Origin of the sequence: Micromonospora sp. NBC_00330 (assembly GCF_036136635.1) — a bacterium.
Lineage (GTDB): Bacteria > Actinomycetota > Actinomycetes > Mycobacteriales > Micromonosporaceae > Micromonospora > Micromonospora salmantinae.
Window position 1 is genome coordinate 6,251,602 of the sequence record NZ_CP108012.1, and the last position, 15,142, is coordinate 6,266,743.

The following is a 15,142-nucleotide window of genomic DNA, read 5'->3' on the forward strand; positions in this document are numbered from 1 at the left end:
CGAGGAGAGCAGCGGCTACCGTGCCCGGCGGTTGGCCCGCACGAGTGCGACGGTGGCCAGTGGCACGCTGACCGCCCCGGCGGCCGCGACCCCGGCGAGTAGGTAGGCGACGCGGTGGTTCTGCGGAGCGCGGCGGTCGGCCACCTCCGCCTCCGGGTCCTGCGGGTCGTAGACGATCGGGATCTCGTCGCCCACCGCCGGAGCAGCACCGGGTGGCTCGTCGCCCTGACCGACGAGCGTCTGCGCCCGCCGCCCGTCGGGGGTCTCGAACTCGACGTGGATGCGGCCCTTGTTGACCTTGACGACCTGGGCGGTGGCCTCCACCCCCCGGTCCTGCAGCGCCTGGTCGTTGCTCCACACCGTCCAGGCGGCGATGGCGAAGCCGATGACGACGACGAGGCCGAGCCCGGCGAACAGTGGTGCCGGCGGGCGACGGGTTCGCAGCAGATCCATGCCGATCTCCATCTCCGGCGGGGCGGGCTGGCAAACACGATACGATTCGCGACGGAACGTCTAACCGTATATACAGTCCGGCGGTATATGCTGCGACCATGGCGACGGCTTCCATGCACGAGTCCACCTATCTGATCCTCACCGCGCTCGTCGAGGCCCCACGGCACGGATACGCGCTCCTCGACGAGGTCCGCCGGATCTCCGACGGGCGCGTCGACCTGCGCGCCGGCACCCTCTACGCAGCCCTCGACCGGCTGCGGACCGATGGTCTCGTCGACATCGAGCGCGAGGAGCAGGTGCAGTCCAGGTTGCGCCGGTACTACCGACTCACCGCCTCGGGCGCGCGTCGCCTGGCCGAGGAATCCGCGCGTCTGCGCAGCAACGCCGACGCGGCGAGCGTGCGACTGCGCCGTGCCGGTCTCATCTTCGACGGCGGTGCGGCGTGACGTTGGACCACGTGTACCGACGGCTGACGGCCTGTTATCCCCGCGCCTACCGCCAGCAGTACGAGGACGAGATGATCGGCGTGCTGCTGGACGACGCGGCCCCGGGCCAACGCAGGCCTGCGGCGCGAGACGTGCTCGCCCTGCTCGCGGGGGCGCTCCGGGCGCATGTCCGCCAGGCTGGTGCGCGATTCTCGGCCGGCCCGTGGCGGGAGGCGGCACAGGCGCTCGCTCTGATCGCCGCGCTGATGTTGTTCGTGCGCGCTGCGCGCGTACCGGTGCTGCACCTCGCCATGTTCGCGGACAGCTATCCCGAGGGGTTAGGAGAGAAGTTCGTCCTCTGGCCGGTCGGTTTCGTGGCGCTGCTGTGGCTCACCGTGGCGGTGTCGGCCGTGTTCGGGTGGGGCCGGGCAGCAGCCGCGATCGCCGTCTGTTGCGCGGCGTTCGAGGTGGTGCGGGTCGCCGAGGATTACGGGCAATATTCCACGGTGCGCAATCTCTGGCCCGCCGTGCTCGCCGCGATGGTTCCGCTGGTGCTCGCCGTCCGTGCTCCCCGTTCCGTGACGGCTTCCCTCGCGCGCTGGCGGCTCGGCACGCTGGCGGCGGCGACGCTGGTCAGCGTCGGTGCTCCGAGCATCGCCCAGGTGACTGGTGCTGATAACGCGACGGCTCCCATCTACGGCACGTGGATCTTCACCGTCGGTGTCGGCCGGATCGAGGCAATTCTGCTGACTGCGGGATACCTGCTCTTCGCCCTTGTCATCCTGTCGACGCCGGCGGTGTTGCGGCGACGCCTGCTCGCGCTTGTGGTTCCGGTGGGCGTCACGTTGGTGCTCACCCGGGTGGGGCTCGGCACTACGGGGACGTTCCTGGAGCGTTCCACCCACGACGGTGTCCTCGATGCGCTCACCCTGGCGCAGTGGCTGACCCTGGTGCTGGCGCCCGCGCTGCTCTTCGCGGTGGCCGTGGCGATCCTGCACCAGCGGGAGCGCTCGGGCACACAGGGCGCGTGAGGAGGCCGCGCGTCACGCGGCCGAGCGGCTGATCGACTCGGCTTCCTGGAAATCGGGGTGTCACTGGCTCTCGGACACACCGGAATTCAGGAAGCCGAGTCGATCAACGGACGGGCGGGGCGGCTCGGCCCGCCCGCCGGCGGGCTCAGTACGACTTGTCCTGGCCGAGGACGTGTTGGGCCACGAAGTTGAGGATCATCTCGCGGCTGACCGGGGCGATCCGGCCGGCCCGGACGGCGCCGAGCAGGGTCGCCACCCCGTACTCGGTGGTCATGCCGGCCCCGCCGAGCACCTGCACTGCGGTGTCCACGGCGAGCGCGGCGGCCTCCCCGGCGGCGTACTTGGCCATGTTGCCGGCCACCCCGGCCTCCAGGTCGCGGCCGGCGTCGTACAGGGTGGCCGCCTTCTGGATCATGAGGCGGGCCAGCTCCACCTGCACCGCCGCGTGTGCCAGCGGATGCGACACCCCCTGGTGGGAGCCGATGCTCCGACCACCCCAGACCTTGCGGGTGGCGGTGTACTCACTGGCCCGCTCGATGGCGTACCGGCCGGTGCCGGCACCCATCGCGGCCACCGTGATCCGCTCCGGGTTGAGCCCGGCGAAGAGCGCCGGCAGCCCGGCGTCCAGCGACTCACCGAGGAGCGCGTCGGCGGGCACCCGCACGTCGTCCAGGTAGAGCAGGAACTGGTTCTCCGGGGACACGATCTCCATGTCCAGCTTGGACCGGGTCAGCCCGACCGCGTCGGTCGGCACCAGGAACAGCGCCGGCTTGAGCTTGCCGGTGGAGGAATCCTCGGTACGGGCCACCACCAGCACGTGACCGGCCTCGTCGACTCCGGAGATGTAGCACTTGCGGCCGTTCAGCAGCCAGCCGTCGCCGTCGCGGCGAGCCACAGTGCCGAGCCGGTGGAAGTTGGAACCGGCCTCCGGCTCGGTGATCGCGAAAACGATCTTCTGGGAGCCGTCGGCGAGGCCCGGCAGGTGCCGCTTGCGCTGCTCCTCGGTGCCGTGCCGACTGAGCACTGTCGCCGCGATGGCGGGGGAGACCACCAGCAGCAGCAGCGGACAACCCGCCGCCGCCAACTCCTCGCAGACGATGGCCAGCTCGGTGATGCCACCGCCCCCGCCGCCGTACTCGGTGGGGATGTTGACCCCCAGGTAGCCGAGCCGTCCGGCCTCCGCCCAGAGTTCGGTGGTGTGTTCGCCGGCCCTCGCCTTCTCGACGAAGTAGGAGTGACCGTACCGGCGGCCCAACGCCCGCACGGCGTCGCGCAGCTGGTCCTGCTCGGGGGTGAGGTCGAAGGTCATCGGGGGTCCTTTTCGTCGACAACGGCCAACACGGCGCCCGTCTGCACCTGACCGCCGGTCGGCACCGGCAGCTCGGCGACCACGCCGTCGATCGGGGCGAGCACTGGATGTTCCAGCTTCATCGCTTCCAGCGTGAGCAGCGGATCTCCGGCGGCGACCCGCTGGCCGACCTGGACGTGCACCCGGGTCACCACACCGGGCAGCGGCGCGAGCAGCGACCCGGCCGCCACCGCAGCGGTGGGCAGCGGGAGACGCGGCAGCTCGGCCAGGCTCGCCGCCCCGTCCGGGCCGTCCACGAAGACAGCCGACCCCACCCGGTGTACGCGGTACGCGCGCCGAACCCCGTCGACGTCGAGCACCACCCGGTCCGGGGTGGCGTCGACCAGCGCCACTGTGGGTGCCGGCGGCCGCTCGGCGGACTCCTCGGCCGCCGACGTGCTGGACCAGTCGGCGAGTGCACCGGTCCGGTCCAACCGGTAGCGGATCTCGATCTCGTCGCCGTCCGGGCCGACGAAGCGGCTGACCTGCGGGACGGCGGGCACGTTGCGCCAACCGGAGGGGAGCCCGCCCAGCATCGGTGCGGTCGCCCTGCGGTGCGCGGCACCCGCCAGCGCGGCGGCGAGGGCGGTGAGTGGGACCTGGTCGGCGGGGAGCAGCGGGGTGAAGACCTCAGGGTGCCGGTCCAGGAAACCGGTGTCGATCTCCACGGCGGCGAACGCGGGGCTGCGTAGCACCCGGACCAGCAGGTCACGGTTGGTGGTCACCCCGTGCAACTCGGCCCGGGCCAGTGCGCTAGCCAGCAGCCGGGTCGCCTCCGCGCGGGTACGACCCCAGGCGATCAGCTTCGCGAGCATCGAGTCGTAGTGCACCCCGACCACCGAGCCGGCCACCACACCCGAGTCGAGCCGCAGACCCGGCCCGGCCAGCCCACCGAACTCGGCCGCCACCGCGCTTACGCCGAACCGGTGCAGGGTCCCGGTGGCCGGCCGCCAACCCGCCGCCGCGTCCTCGGCGCAGAGGCGTACCTCGACCGCGTGCCCGGTGCTCGCCGGCAGGGCCGCCGGCAGCGGCTCACCCTCGGCGACGAGCAGTTGCAACCCCACCAGATCCAGCCCGCTGCACAACTCGGTGACCGGATGCTCCACCTGAAGTCGGGTGTTCATCTCCAGGAAGAAGAACTCACCACCCGGGGCGAGCAGAAACTCCACAGTGCCCGCGTCCAGGTAGTCGACAGCACGTCCCGCGGCCACCGCCGCCTCGTGCAACGCCGCCCGCACCCGGTCCGGAACGACCGCCGGCGCCTCCTCGACGATCTTCTGATGCCGACGCTGGATCGAGCACTCCCGGTCACCCAGGGCCACCACTCGACCGTGGGCGTCACCGAAGATCTGCACCTCGACGTGCCGGCCGCGTTCGACGTACCGCTCGATGAAGACAGTGCCGTCGCCGAACGCGGCAGCCGCCTCGCGGCGCGCGGAGGCGACGGCCTCGGCCAGTTCGTCGGCGGTCCGGACGATCCGCATGCCCCGGCCACCACCGCCGGCGGACGCCTTCACCAGCACCGGGAAGTCCCTGATCCCGTCGGTGTCGGTCCAACTCGGCAGCATCGGCACGCCCGCCTCGGCGAGCAGCGCCTTCGCCGCCAGCTTGTCGCCCATCGCGGCGATCACCTTGGCCGGCGGCCCGACCCAGGTCAGACCGGCGTCGGTCACCGCGGCCGCGAAGTCGGCGTTCTCGGCGAGGAACCCGTAGCCGGGGTGGACGGCGTCCGCGCCGCTGCGCCGGGCCGCGTCCAGGATCAGGTCGACCCGCAGATACGTCTCGGCCGGCGAACTCCCCGGCAGGCGTACGGCCTGGTCGGCCTCGGCCACGAACGGCGCGTCGGCGTCCGCGTCCGAGTGCACGGCGACCGTCTCCACGCCCATCGCCCGGCAGGTGGCGAAGACCCGACGGGCGATCTCGCCCCGGTTGGCCACGAGCAGTCTGTTGATCATGAGTGGCCCCTCTACATCCGGAAGACGCCGAAGCCCTCGGCGCCCTTCACCGGTCCGTTGTGGATCGCCGAGAGGCAGAGCCCGAGGACGGTCCGGGTGTCCCGGGGGTCGATCACCCCGTCGTCGTAGAGCCGGCCGGAGAGGAAGAGCGCCCCGGACTGCGACTCGATCTGCTGCTCGACCATCAAACGCATCGCGGCGTCGGAGTCCTCGTCGTAGTCGCGCCCCCGTGCGGCAGCCGCCTGCCGGGCCACGATCGACAGCACCCCGGCGAGCTGAGCCGGGCCCATCACCGCCGACTTCGCGTTCGGCCAGGTGAACAGGAACCTCGGCTCGTACGCCCGGCCGCACATGCCGTAGTTGCCGGCACCGTACGAGGCGCCCAGGTTGACCGTCAGGTGCGGCACCGTCGAGTTCGACACCGCGTTGATCATCAGGGCGCCGTGCTTGATGATGCCGCGCTGCTCGTACTCGGTGCCCACCATGTAGCCGGTGGTGTTCTGCAAGAAGATCAACGGGGTGTCCGAGGCGTTCGCGAGCTGGATGAACTGGGCCGCCTTCTGCGCCTCCGCGCTGAACAGCACCCCTCGGGCGTTCGCCAGCACCCCGACCGGGTACCCGTGCAGCTCGCCCCAACCCGTGACCAGCGCGTCCCCGTACGCCGGCTTGAACTCGTCGAAGTCGCTGCCGTCCAGGATCCGGGCCAGCACCTCCCGGGGGTCGAACGGCACCTTCAGGTCGGCGCTGGTGATGCCGAGCAACTCCTCCGGGTCGTACTTCGGTGGCTGCGGCACCGCCGTCCGCGGCGACGGGCCCTGCTTGCGCCAGTTCAGCCGGCGGACGCACTGCCGGGCCAGCCGGATGCCGTCGGACTCGTCGGCGGCCAGGTAGTCGGCCAGCCCGGACGTGCCGGCGTGCATCGCCGCGCCACCCAGCGACTCGTCGTCGGTGACCTCGCCGGTCGCCATCTTCACCAGCGGCGGACCGGCCAGGTAGACCTGTGACCGGTCCCGAATCATGATCACGTGGTCGGACATCCCCGGCACGTACGCGCCACCGGCCGTGGCGTTGCCGAAGACCACGCTGACGGTGGGGATGCCGGCCGCCGAGAGCCGGGTGAGGTCACGGAACACCCGACCGCCGGGAATGAAGATCTCCGCCTGGGTGGGTAGGTCCGCCCCGGCCGACTCCACCAGATTGACCATGGGCAGCCGGTTGGCCAGGGCGATCTCGCCGGCCCGCCGGGTCTTCGCCAGCGACCACGGGTTGACCGCGCCGCCGCGTACCGTCGGGTCGTTGGCGACGATCAGGCACTCCACGCCCTCGACCACTCCGATGCCGGTGACCACGCTGGCCCCGACCGGGAAGTCCGAGCCGTACGCGGCGACCGGCGACAACTCCAGGAACGGGCTGTCGGCGTCCACCAGCAGCTCGATCCGCTCGCGGGGGAGCAACTTGCCGCGGGAGTGGTGCCGGGTCACGTACTTCTCGCCACCACCCGCCCGCGCCTGGTCCAGCGCCGCGTCCAACTCGGTCAACCGCTCCAGCAACGCCGCCCGGTTCGCCAGGTACGAGGGCGCGGACGGGTCGACAGCGCTGTCCAGTGTGGTCACAGGCCCATGCCTTTCGCGATGATCTCGTTCATGATCTCGGTGGTGCCGCCGCCGATGCCGAGGATCCGCGCGTCGCGGTAGTGCCGCTCCACCTCGGCGTCGCGCAGGTAGCCGAACCCGCCGTGCAGCTGCAACGCCTGGTCGACGACGTGGTCGCAGGCGGCCACCGCCACGTTCTTCGCCATCGCCACCTCGGTCACCACCGGCTCACCGGCCGCCACCCGACCCGCGACCCCGTGCACGTACGACCGGGCCGCCTCGGCCCGGGTGTGCATCTCGGCCAACCGGTGCCGAATGAGCTGCCGGCTGGCCAGCGGACGCCCGAAGGTCTCCCGGTCCCGGCACCAGCGCACCGCCAACTCGACGCAGCGCTGCGCTGTCGCGTACGCCTGGGTCGCCAGCGACAGCCGTTCCGCCGCGAAGTGCTGCATGATCGCCAGGAAGCCGGTGTTCTCCGCGCCGATCCGGTTGGCGACCGGCACCCGCACGTCCGCGAAGGCCAGCTCGGCGGTGTCCGAGCAGTGCCAGCCCAGCTTCTCCAACCGGCGTCCCACTGTGAACCCCGGCGACCCCTTGTCGATGACCAGCAGGGTGAGTTCGCCGCTGCCGGGGAAGTCGGTACACACCGCAGTGGTCACGAAGTCGGCCCGGTGTCCGCTGGTGATGTACGTCTTCGACCCGTTCACCACGTAGTGGTCGCCGTCGCGGCGGGCGGTCGTGCGGATGCCTGCCACGTCCGAACCGCCGTCCGGCTCGGTGATGGCCAGCGCGCCGATCATCGTGCCGGACAGCGTCGGCCGCACGTACCGTTCGATAAGGCTGTCGTCGCCGGGGGACGAGACGCCACCGAGCCGACCGCCCAGCGAACCACCGGTGCGGGCACCGGCCGCCGCGACCATGTGCGGCAACGCGATTCCGTGCGTGAACAGGGCCGCCACCAGCCCGGACGAGCCGCCGGAGCGGATCAGCTCCTCGGTCACGATGATCGAGTCGAGCAGGTCCCCGCCGCTGCCACCGACCGACTCCGGGAAGCCGATGCCGAGCAGGCCGAGCTTCGCGGCAGTCGCGTGCAGCGCCCGGGGCACCTCGCCGGCCCGCTCCCAGTCGTCCAGGTGCGGCAACACCTCCCGGGTCACGAACGCCCGGGTCAGCTCGCGTAGTTGCCGGCGCTCCGGGGTGTCCACGATGCTCATCGGGACGCCCCGGTCGGTAGGTCGGCCGGCAGGTCGACGATCCGGGCGCGCAGCAGCTCGCCGAGCGCCTTGGCCTGCGGGTCGAACCGGGTGGATGCGGCGACCCCGGCGCCGAGCAGGCCCTCGATCACCAAGTTGACGGCGCGCAGGTTCGACAACTCGTAGCGCCGCACCGACAGCGGCGCGGTCTCCGGCACCAGCTCGGCCAGCCGTTCGACTGTCAACCAGGTCCGCAGCCACGCGTACCCGGCGTCGGAACGCGCCCAGACACCGAGGTTGGCGTCCCCGCCCTTGTCCCCGGAGCGTGCGCCGACCACCTCGCCGAGCGTCCCGCGCCGGGTCGGGCCGTCGACCGCCGCGTCGTCACCCGGGGTCGACTCGTCCGGCGAGGTGGCGGAGGTGCGGATCGGCGGGGCGATCGGCACCCGCTCGCCACCGGGTAGCACCGCGACGTGCGCCACCGCGTCCTGCGGCACCGCGTCGGCGGTGAAGACGCCGTACGGCGTCGCGTCACCGGGAACCGTGGTCAGCGTGCAGCCCGGGTACGAGGCCAGGGCCAGCTCCACCGCGGCGGCCGAGAACGCCCGTCCGGCCCGCGTCTTGTCGCCGTCGCGCAGGTGTACGTGCAGCAGGGCGCTGGCCGCCTCGGTGTCGGCGGCGTCCGGATGGTCGGTCCGGGCCAGCGTGAACTCCAGCCCGTCCTTGCCCACCGCCTCCTCGACCTGCCCCCGGACCAGTGCCGCCTTCGCCTCGATGTCCAGCCCGCACAGGACGAACGTCATCGAGTTGCGGAAGCCGCCGAGGTTGTTGACGCCCACCTTCAGCGTGGCCGGTGGCGGTGTGCCCCGTACGCCGGAGACCCGGACCCGGTCCGCCCCGTCGGGGTGCAGCGTCACAGTGTCCAGTCGGGTGACCACGTCCGGCCCGAGGTACGCGGGCCCGCCGATCTCGTAGAGCAGTTGGGCGGTGACCGTCTCCACCGTGACCGCGCCGCCGGTGCCCGGATGCTTGGTGACCACCGATGAGCCGTCGGGGTGCACCTCGACGATCGGGAACCCGGGCCGGTGGCCGCCGTCGGGCAGCTCGGTGAAGAAGCTGAAGTTGCCGCCGGTGACCTGCGCGCCGCACTCGACGAGGTGCCCCGCGACGGTGGCCCCGGCCAGCTCGTCGAGGTCGTCGCGGCCCCACCCGTACCGGGAGATGGCCGGGCCGACCACCAGCGACGCATCGGTGACCCGGCCGGTGACCACCACGTCCGCGCCGGCGTCGAGGCAGGCGGCGATCCCGAACGCGCCGAGGTAGGCGTTCGCGCTCAACGCGTCCGGTCGCTGGATCGTGTCGCCCTCGACGTACCCGACCTGGGTCGGCAGGCCGAGCCGGTCGGCGAGCTTCTCGATGGCGGCGGCCAGGCCGGCCGGGTTCAGCCCGCCGGCGTTCGTCACGATCCGCACCCCTCGGTCGAGGGCGGTGCCGAGGCAGGTCTCCAGTTGCCGCAGGAACGTCTTCGCGTAGCCCAGGTCGGGGTCGCGCAGGCGGTCCCGGGCCAGGATCAGCATGGTCAACTCGGCGAGGTAGTCGCCGGTCAGCACGTCCAGCTCACCGCCGTCGAGCATCTCCCGCCAGGCGGTGAACCGATCGCCGTAGAAGCCGGAGGCGTTGCCGATGCGGATCATGCCCGTACCCCGATCCCGCCGGCCGGCTGCCGGCCGTCACCCGGCGGCCCGGCGAAGGCCTGCGCCACGTCGAGCCACTCGTCGGCGACCGGCCCGGTGGCGACCAGCGCGAGGTCCGCGCGGTGTCGGCGCTGGGTGACCAGCAGGCAGAAGTCCCGAGCCGGGCCGGTGACCCGGTCGGCGGCGTCCGCCGGACCCCAGCTCCAGGCCTGCCCGCCGGGCCCGACCAGCTCGACCCGGACCGGCGCCGTCGGTGCCTCCCGGCCGTGCGCGGCGAAGCCGTGCCCGAGGGTACGCACGCCCAGGTGCGCCACGTGCCGGAGTCGGTCGCTGTCGGGGCGGACCACGTCGAGGGCGTCGGCCACGTCCGCGCCGTGCGCCCAGGTCTCCATGATCCGGGCGGTGGCCATCGAGGTGGCCGACATCCGGGTGCCGTACCAGGGCAGTTTGCCGCCGGCCGGAACGGCGGCCAGTGCGTCGACGAGCGCTGTGCGCCCGGCCCGCCAGCGGGCGAGCAGCTCGGCCGGCGGGGCGAGGAACTCCTCGGCGCCGACGTCGACGAGTCGGGTCACGTCCGGCGCGGCGGTGACCGTCGCGTAGAACGCCTCGGGATCGGTAGCGGCCAACAGCGCGACGTGGTCGGTCCAGGCGAGGTGGGCGATCTGATGCCCGACGCTCCAGCCCGGCGCGGGGGTCGGCCTCGCCCAGTCGGCCACGGGCAGGGGCGCCACCAGGGCGTCCAGCTGGGCGGACTCGTCGGCCAGGTCCGTGAGCAGGTCGCTGAGGTCGACCATGGTGCCTCCGGTCGGTGGTGGCCGGTGCGGCCGGCGGTCAGGGCGTGAGCAGGGTGGCGAGCTGGCGCTTCCAGGTGGTCAACAGGGCGGCCCGGCGGGCGGAATCGTCGCTGAGCAGGTTGGCCACCCCGAGCCCACGGAGCAGGTCGAGCGTGGCCTGGACCGCTTCGCGGACACCGGGTCGACGCTCGTCGACACCGAGCAGGGCGACGGTGAGCCGGTGCATCTCCCGCCCGACAGTCGCCTCCAGCGGCACCAGGGCGTCCCGCAGCTCCCCATCGGTGCGGGCGGCGACCCAGAGCTCCAGCGCGGCCACGAACAGCGGCCCGGTGAACGCCACGGCGAGCAGGTCGACGACCCGATCCAACCGCTGCGGGCCAGCCGGCAGCGCCTCGGCCTCGGTGCGCAACTCGTCGGCCCGGCGCTCGGCCAGATGGGCCACGGCGGCCGTCACCAGCGCCGCCTTCGTCGGGTAGTGGTGCAGCTGCGCCCCGCGCGACACACCGGCCCGCGCCGCGACGACCGTGGTCGTGGTGCCGGACCAGCCGTGCTCGATCAGGCAGTCGACTGTCGCCTCCAGCAGCCGGGCCTGGGTGGCGCGGCTGCGTTCCTGCTGAGGGACACGCGTCGATGCGGTGGGCACGGGAACAGCCTGCTACCTAAGAAACAAACAGTCAAGACTGACTTTTTCTGGGTCCGCGACGCTCGGTTGGGCTCGCGGTGGGGCGGCGCGGAGGTGGGCCTGGGTGGCTGGTCTCGCTATGGAGCTGATGCCACAAACGAATCGCCCGTCGACCTCGCCCGTCGACCTCGCCCGTCGACCTCGCTCGTCGACCGCGTTCGAGGATCGGCTTGCCGATCACCTACGGCTGATGCCGCAAACGATTCAGCTCCAAAGGCTCCCTGACTGGTATCCCGCCTGCCGCCCGCCCGCCTGCCGCCCGCCCGCCTGCCGCCCGCCCGCCTGCCGCCCGCCTGCCGCCTGCCTGCCGCCCGCCTGCCGCCCGCCTGCCGCCCGCCTGCCGCCCGGCGGTCGGCTCAGGGTCGGCTCAGCGGCCGTCGCGGGGGCCGAAGGCGGTCAGCGCGTCGGCGTCGCTGTGCTGGGAGCGCAGGTACTCGTCGGCCCAGGCGACAGCGTCGGGGAAGGTCGACTCGGCCGCCACCCGAGCGCAGGCCGCGTCCACGTCGAAGGCGGTGCGGCGCATTTGGACGCCCGGGCCGAGCAGCGCCCACCACGCGCCCGCGCCCCCGTACGGCATGCCGATGCTGCCCGGGTTGACCACCAGACGCCGGTCGACCAGCCGGGTGAAGGGCATGTGCGTGTGGCCGCAGACCACCGTGGCGACCTCGGCGGGCAGACCGTCGAAGACCTCCGCCCAGCGCGCCATCCGGGAGTCGACGAGCACGACCTCCTCGTCGTCGCGGGGCGTGGCGTGGCAGAACAGCGTCGGCCCGAGGCCGTCGATCTCCAGCGTCGCCGTGGCCGGCAGCGCGGCGAGCCGGGCCACCTGGTCGTCGCGCAGCTGCCCGGCGGCCCAGTCCGACACGTCGATCGACGCCGGGCGGCCGGCCCGGGCCTCGACCAGCTCGCGGTCGGCATTGCCGCCGACCCAGCACACCCGGTCGCCCAGGCCGGCGAGCACGTCCAGCACCTCGACCGGCTGCGGGCCCGCGGCGATGTCACCGGTGAGCACGATCAGATCGGCGGCGGCGACGTCCGGCTCGGCCAGTACGGCCTCCAACGCCGGCAGGACACCATGGATGTCGGAGAGCACCGCAACTCGGTTCACCATCGACCCACCCTCACCGCCGGCACCGCCTCCAGGCCAGCGATTCTGCGTCAGGCAGACGCCAGACGTCCCCGCCTACCGTCGGTGACGGTGGGCGGGGACGTCGGGTGCTGCTCAGACGCGGGCGCGACGGGCCAGGCGCTCCGGGTCCAGGATGATGATGCTCTTGCCGTCCAACCGCAGCCAACCGCGCGAGGCGAAGTCGGCCAGCGCCTTGTTGACGGTCTCCCGGGAGGCGCCGACGAGCTGGGCGATCTCCTCCTGGGTGAGGTCGTGGGTCACCCGCAGAACGCCGCCGTCGCGGGTGCCGAAGCGGCCCGCCATCTGGAGCAGGTTCTTGGCGACCCGACCCGGCACGTCCGTGAAGATCAGGTCGGCGAGCGAGTCGTTGGTCCGACGCAGCCGCCGGGCGAGCACCCGGAGCAGCTGCTCGGCGATCTCCGGGCGGTTGTTGAGCCACGGCCGCAGCGCCTGCTTACGCAGCCGCACCAGCCGGGTGTCGGTCACCGCGGTGGCGGTCGCCGTACGCGGACCCGGGTCGAAGAGCGACAGCTCACCGACCATGTCCGACGGCCCCATCACCGCGATGAGGTTCTGCCGGCCGTCCGCTGCGCGGCGACCAACCTTGATCTTCCCGGACAGCAGGATGTAGAGGCTGTCACCGGGCTCGCCCTCATTGAAAACGATCTCGCCCTTGCGGACCTCGATCGTCTCCATCTCCTTGGCAAGCGCCTCGGCAGCTTCCGGGTCAACACCCTGGAAGATCCCGCTGCGGGCCAGTACCTCGTCCATTGCGCACCTCCGGTTGCGCGTGCCGTCCGTCGGCCGGGGCCGCCGTCCGCTGATCCCCTCGCGCGCCGCCAAGTCTAGGCGCACGTGAGCATGAATCAGAGGTCGCCCCTGGAATCTTGATCGGTGGGCGTAACCTGCCCGACGTGCTGAGCGAGCCGACTCTGACCAGCCGCGCCGAGGACGGGCGGCGCGTCCCGCTGCTCGTCTGGCGCGCGGACGTGCCCCTGCGGGCGGTCAGCAGTGCCCCGCTGGGCGGTGGCATCGGGGTCCGGCGGTGGGTGTTGAACGCGACAGTGCCGATGTCGTACGACCGGGAGGACCCCGCCGCCCACCTGGCCTCGCTCGCCGCCGAGCTGGCCCTCGACGGGCCCGGGATCGGTCTGCTGACCGGCGTCGATGTGACAGAGGTGGTGGCGCGAACCGACGCCGGGGTGCGGGCCTGGGCGACGGTCGGGCTCGGCACGCCGGTGCCCGCTGCCGCTCCGACGCCGGCCGCGCTCACCGAACGCGTCGGCACCGTCAACATCGTGGTGTACGTGCCGGCCCGGCTCGCCGACTCGGCGCTGGTCAACGCGGTGGCCACCGCGACGGAGGCGAAGACCCAGGCGATCACCGAGCTGGGGGTGCCGGGGACCGGCACGCCCACCGACGCGGTCACAGTGCTCTGCCCGGTGGACGGGCCGGAGTCCGCGTACGGCGGCCCGCGCTCCACCTGGGGTGCTCCGCTCGCCCGAGCGGTGCACGCGGCGGTGCTTGCCGGTGGTTCCCGGCCGGTCGTGCCGTGGTCCGACCAGCTCAGGGGCGCAAAGTCCAACCGATCGGCTGTCGTCGGCGCGTTTAACGACCGGTAGGGTCGCGGGCGATGTACGCTCTCGCCCCCCTCGCGTCCCGCCCGCGCCGCCGCGTCGCCCTCGGCCTCGCCGCGCTGCTGGCCGCCCTCCTCGTGGCCGGCTGTGCCGACCCCGGTGGTGAGGCGCCCGTCTGGCAGCCCGGCGCGGGAGGTGGTGGCACCGGCGCACCGGTCTCCACGGCCGGTCCGAAGGCCACCGGGCCCGCATCGTCCGGTCAGGGTGGCGCGATCTCGCTCTCCGCCACCGGCGACATCATCATGGGCAACGCGCCCAGTCGGCTGCCCGCCGCCGGCGGTAAGGGCTTCTTCAACTCGGTCACCGAGGCGCTCAAGGCCGACCTGGTGATGGGCAACCTGGAGGAGCCGCTGACAGTCGACACCGGCACCGGCAAGTGCGGGGCCAACTCCACCCGCTGCTTCCAGTTCCGGGCCCCGCCGGAGTACGCCGCGCACCTGCGCGACGCCGGCTTCGACGTGCTGAACCAGGCCAACAACCACGGCTACGACTACGGGCCGAAGGGCTACGAGAACACCCAGAAGGCCTTGGAGAAGTACGACCTGAAGCACACCGGGGCGCCGAACCAGATCACAGTGGTCGACGTCAAGGGCGTCAAGGTCGCGGTCGCCGGCTTCTCGTCGTACGTCTGGTCGAACAGCCTCGTCGACATCGCCAAGGCCAAGGCGGTGGTCGCCAAGGCGGCCACCATGGCCGACCTGGTCGTGGTGCAGGTGCACATGGGTGGCGAGGGAGCGAACATGACCCGGGTGAAGCCGGGCACCGAGATCTTCCTGGGCGAGAACCGGGGCGACCCCGTCAAGTTCTCGCACGCCATGATCGACGCCGGCGCCGACCTGATCGTCGGGCACGGCCCGCACGTGTTGCGCGGGATGGAGTTCTACAAGGGGCGCCTGATCGCCTACAGCCTGGGCAACTTCGCCGGCGGCGGCAACTCGCTGGACAACACCGGCCGACTCGGCTGGGGTGGCGTGCTGAAGGTGTCGCTCAAGCCGGACGGAAGCTGGGCCGGCGGCTCGTTCACCTCGACGTACATGAACTCCGCCCGCAAGCCGACCATGGACCCGGACGACCGTGGCCTGGGCCTGGTCACCGAGCTGAGCCGCAGCGACTTCCCGAAGGGCGGCGCCCGGTTCGACGCGCAGGGCAAGATCTCGCCGCCGACCGCCGGCTGACCCGAGCAGGACCGTCCGGGGTGCGACGTAGGCT

14 protein-coding genes are annotated in these 15,142 nt (G+C 72.4%); 4 read left to right on the plus strand and 10 right to left on the minus strand.

The genetic code is table 11. The annotated features are described in order from the left end of the window. Nucleotides 1-15: 15 nt before the first annotated feature. On the minus strand, nt 16-453 hold the full coding sequence (locus OG598_RS28475) for a DUF3592 domain-containing protein (RefSeq protein ID WP_328651825.1): 438 nt from the start codon (nt 451-453) through the stop codon (nt 16-18). A 98-nt stretch (nt 454-551) separates the two neighbouring features. Between OG598_RS28475 and OG598_RS28480 the strand changes: the two genes are divergently transcribed. Together OG598_RS28480 and OG598_RS28485 are read left to right on the plus strand one after the other, a co-directional pair. Further along, nucleotides 552-899, plus strand: a complete 348-nt coding sequence (locus tag OG598_RS28480; RefSeq protein WP_328651826.1) for a PadR family transcriptional regulator — start codon at nt 552-554, stop codon at nt 897-899. Nucleotides 900-970: 71 nt separating this feature from the next. Then, the gene (locus OG598_RS28485) at nt 971-1,909 is read left to right on the plus strand and encodes a hypothetical protein (protein ID WP_328651827.1); all 939 of its coding nucleotides are present in this window, start codon (nt 971-973) and stop codon (nt 1,907-1,909) included. A 145-nt stretch (nt 1,910-2,054) separates the two neighbouring features. Here the strand turns inward: OG598_RS28485 and OG598_RS28490 are convergent, their stop codons facing one another. The 9 genes from OG598_RS28490 to OG598_RS28530 form a co-directional block, all read right to left on the minus strand. Beyond that, nucleotides 2,055-3,218 carry an acyl-CoA dehydrogenase family protein gene (locus OG598_RS28490; RefSeq protein WP_328651828.1) on the minus strand — a complete coding sequence of 388 codons (1,164 nt, stop codon included), beginning with the start codon at nt 3,216-3,218 and terminating at the stop codon, nt 2,055-2,057. Next, nucleotides 3,215-5,212 carry an ATP-binding protein gene (locus OG598_RS28495; RefSeq protein ID WP_328651829.1) on the minus strand — a complete coding sequence of 666 codons (1,998 nt, stop codon included), beginning with the start codon at nt 5,210-5,212 and terminating at the stop codon, nt 3,215-3,217. The genes OG598_RS28490 and OG598_RS28495 overlap by 4 nt, the downstream gene beginning before the upstream one ends. A gap of 11 nt (nt 5,213-5,223) precedes the next feature. Further along, nucleotides 5,224-6,825, minus strand: coding sequence for an acyl-CoA carboxylase subunit beta (locus OG598_RS28500; protein ID WP_328651830.1), 1,602 nt, complete (start codon nt 6,823-6,825; stop codon nt 5,224-5,226). Beyond that, nucleotides 6,822-8,018: an acyl-CoA dehydrogenase family protein gene (locus OG598_RS28505; RefSeq protein ID WP_328651831.1), complete on the minus strand. Its 1,197-nt coding sequence runs from the start codon at nt 8,016-8,018 to the stop codon at nt 6,822-6,824. The genes OG598_RS28500 and OG598_RS28505 overlap by 4 nt, the downstream gene beginning before the upstream one ends. Then, on the minus strand, nt 8,015-9,691 hold the full coding sequence (locus tag OG598_RS28510) for an acyclic terpene utilization AtuA family protein (protein ID WP_328651832.1): 1,677 nt from the start codon (nt 9,689-9,691) through the stop codon (nt 8,015-8,017). Before OG598_RS28510 ends, OG598_RS28505 begins: the two co-directional genes overlap by 4 nt. Next, the gene (locus OG598_RS28515; protein ID WP_328651833.1) at nt 9,688-10,485 is read right to left on the minus strand and encodes a TIGR03084 family metal-binding protein; all 798 of its coding nucleotides are present in this window, start codon (nt 10,483-10,485) and stop codon (nt 9,688-9,690) included. The genes OG598_RS28510 and OG598_RS28515 overlap by 4 nt, the downstream gene beginning before the upstream one ends. A 37-nt stretch (nt 10,486-10,522) precedes the next feature. Beyond that, nucleotides 10,523-11,128, minus strand: a complete 606-nt coding sequence (locus OG598_RS28520) for a TetR/AcrR family transcriptional regulator (protein ID WP_328651834.1) — start codon at nt 11,126-11,128, stop codon at nt 10,523-10,525. Nucleotides 11,129-11,534: 406 nt separating this feature from the next. After that, entirely contained in the window at nt 11,535-12,278 is a 744-nt protein-coding gene (locus tag OG598_RS28525) for a metallophosphoesterase family protein (protein WP_328651835.1), read from the minus strand. Nucleotides 12,279-12,389: 111 nt separating this feature from the next. Continuing rightward, nucleotides 12,390-13,067 (minus strand): Crp/Fnr family transcriptional regulator, encoded by a 678-nt coding sequence (locus tag OG598_RS28530; protein WP_007466162.1) that lies wholly within the window; start codon nt 13,065-13,067, stop codon nt 12,390-12,392. A 143-nt stretch (nt 13,068-13,210) separates the two neighbouring features. Between OG598_RS28530 and OG598_RS28535 the strand changes: the two genes are divergently transcribed. Both OG598_RS28535 and OG598_RS28540 read left to right on the plus strand, forming a co-directional pair. Then, on the plus strand, nt 13,211-13,918 hold the full coding sequence (locus tag OG598_RS28535; protein WP_328651836.1) for an adenosylcobinamide amidohydrolase: 708 nt from the start codon (nt 13,211-13,213) through the stop codon (nt 13,916-13,918). 11 nt (nt 13,919-13,929) lie between these two features. Then, on the plus strand, nt 13,930-15,108 hold the full coding sequence (locus tag OG598_RS28540; protein WP_328651837.1) for a CapA family protein: 1,179 nt from the start codon (nt 13,930-13,932) through the stop codon (nt 15,106-15,108). Nucleotides 15,109-15,142 lie beyond the last annotated feature (34 nt).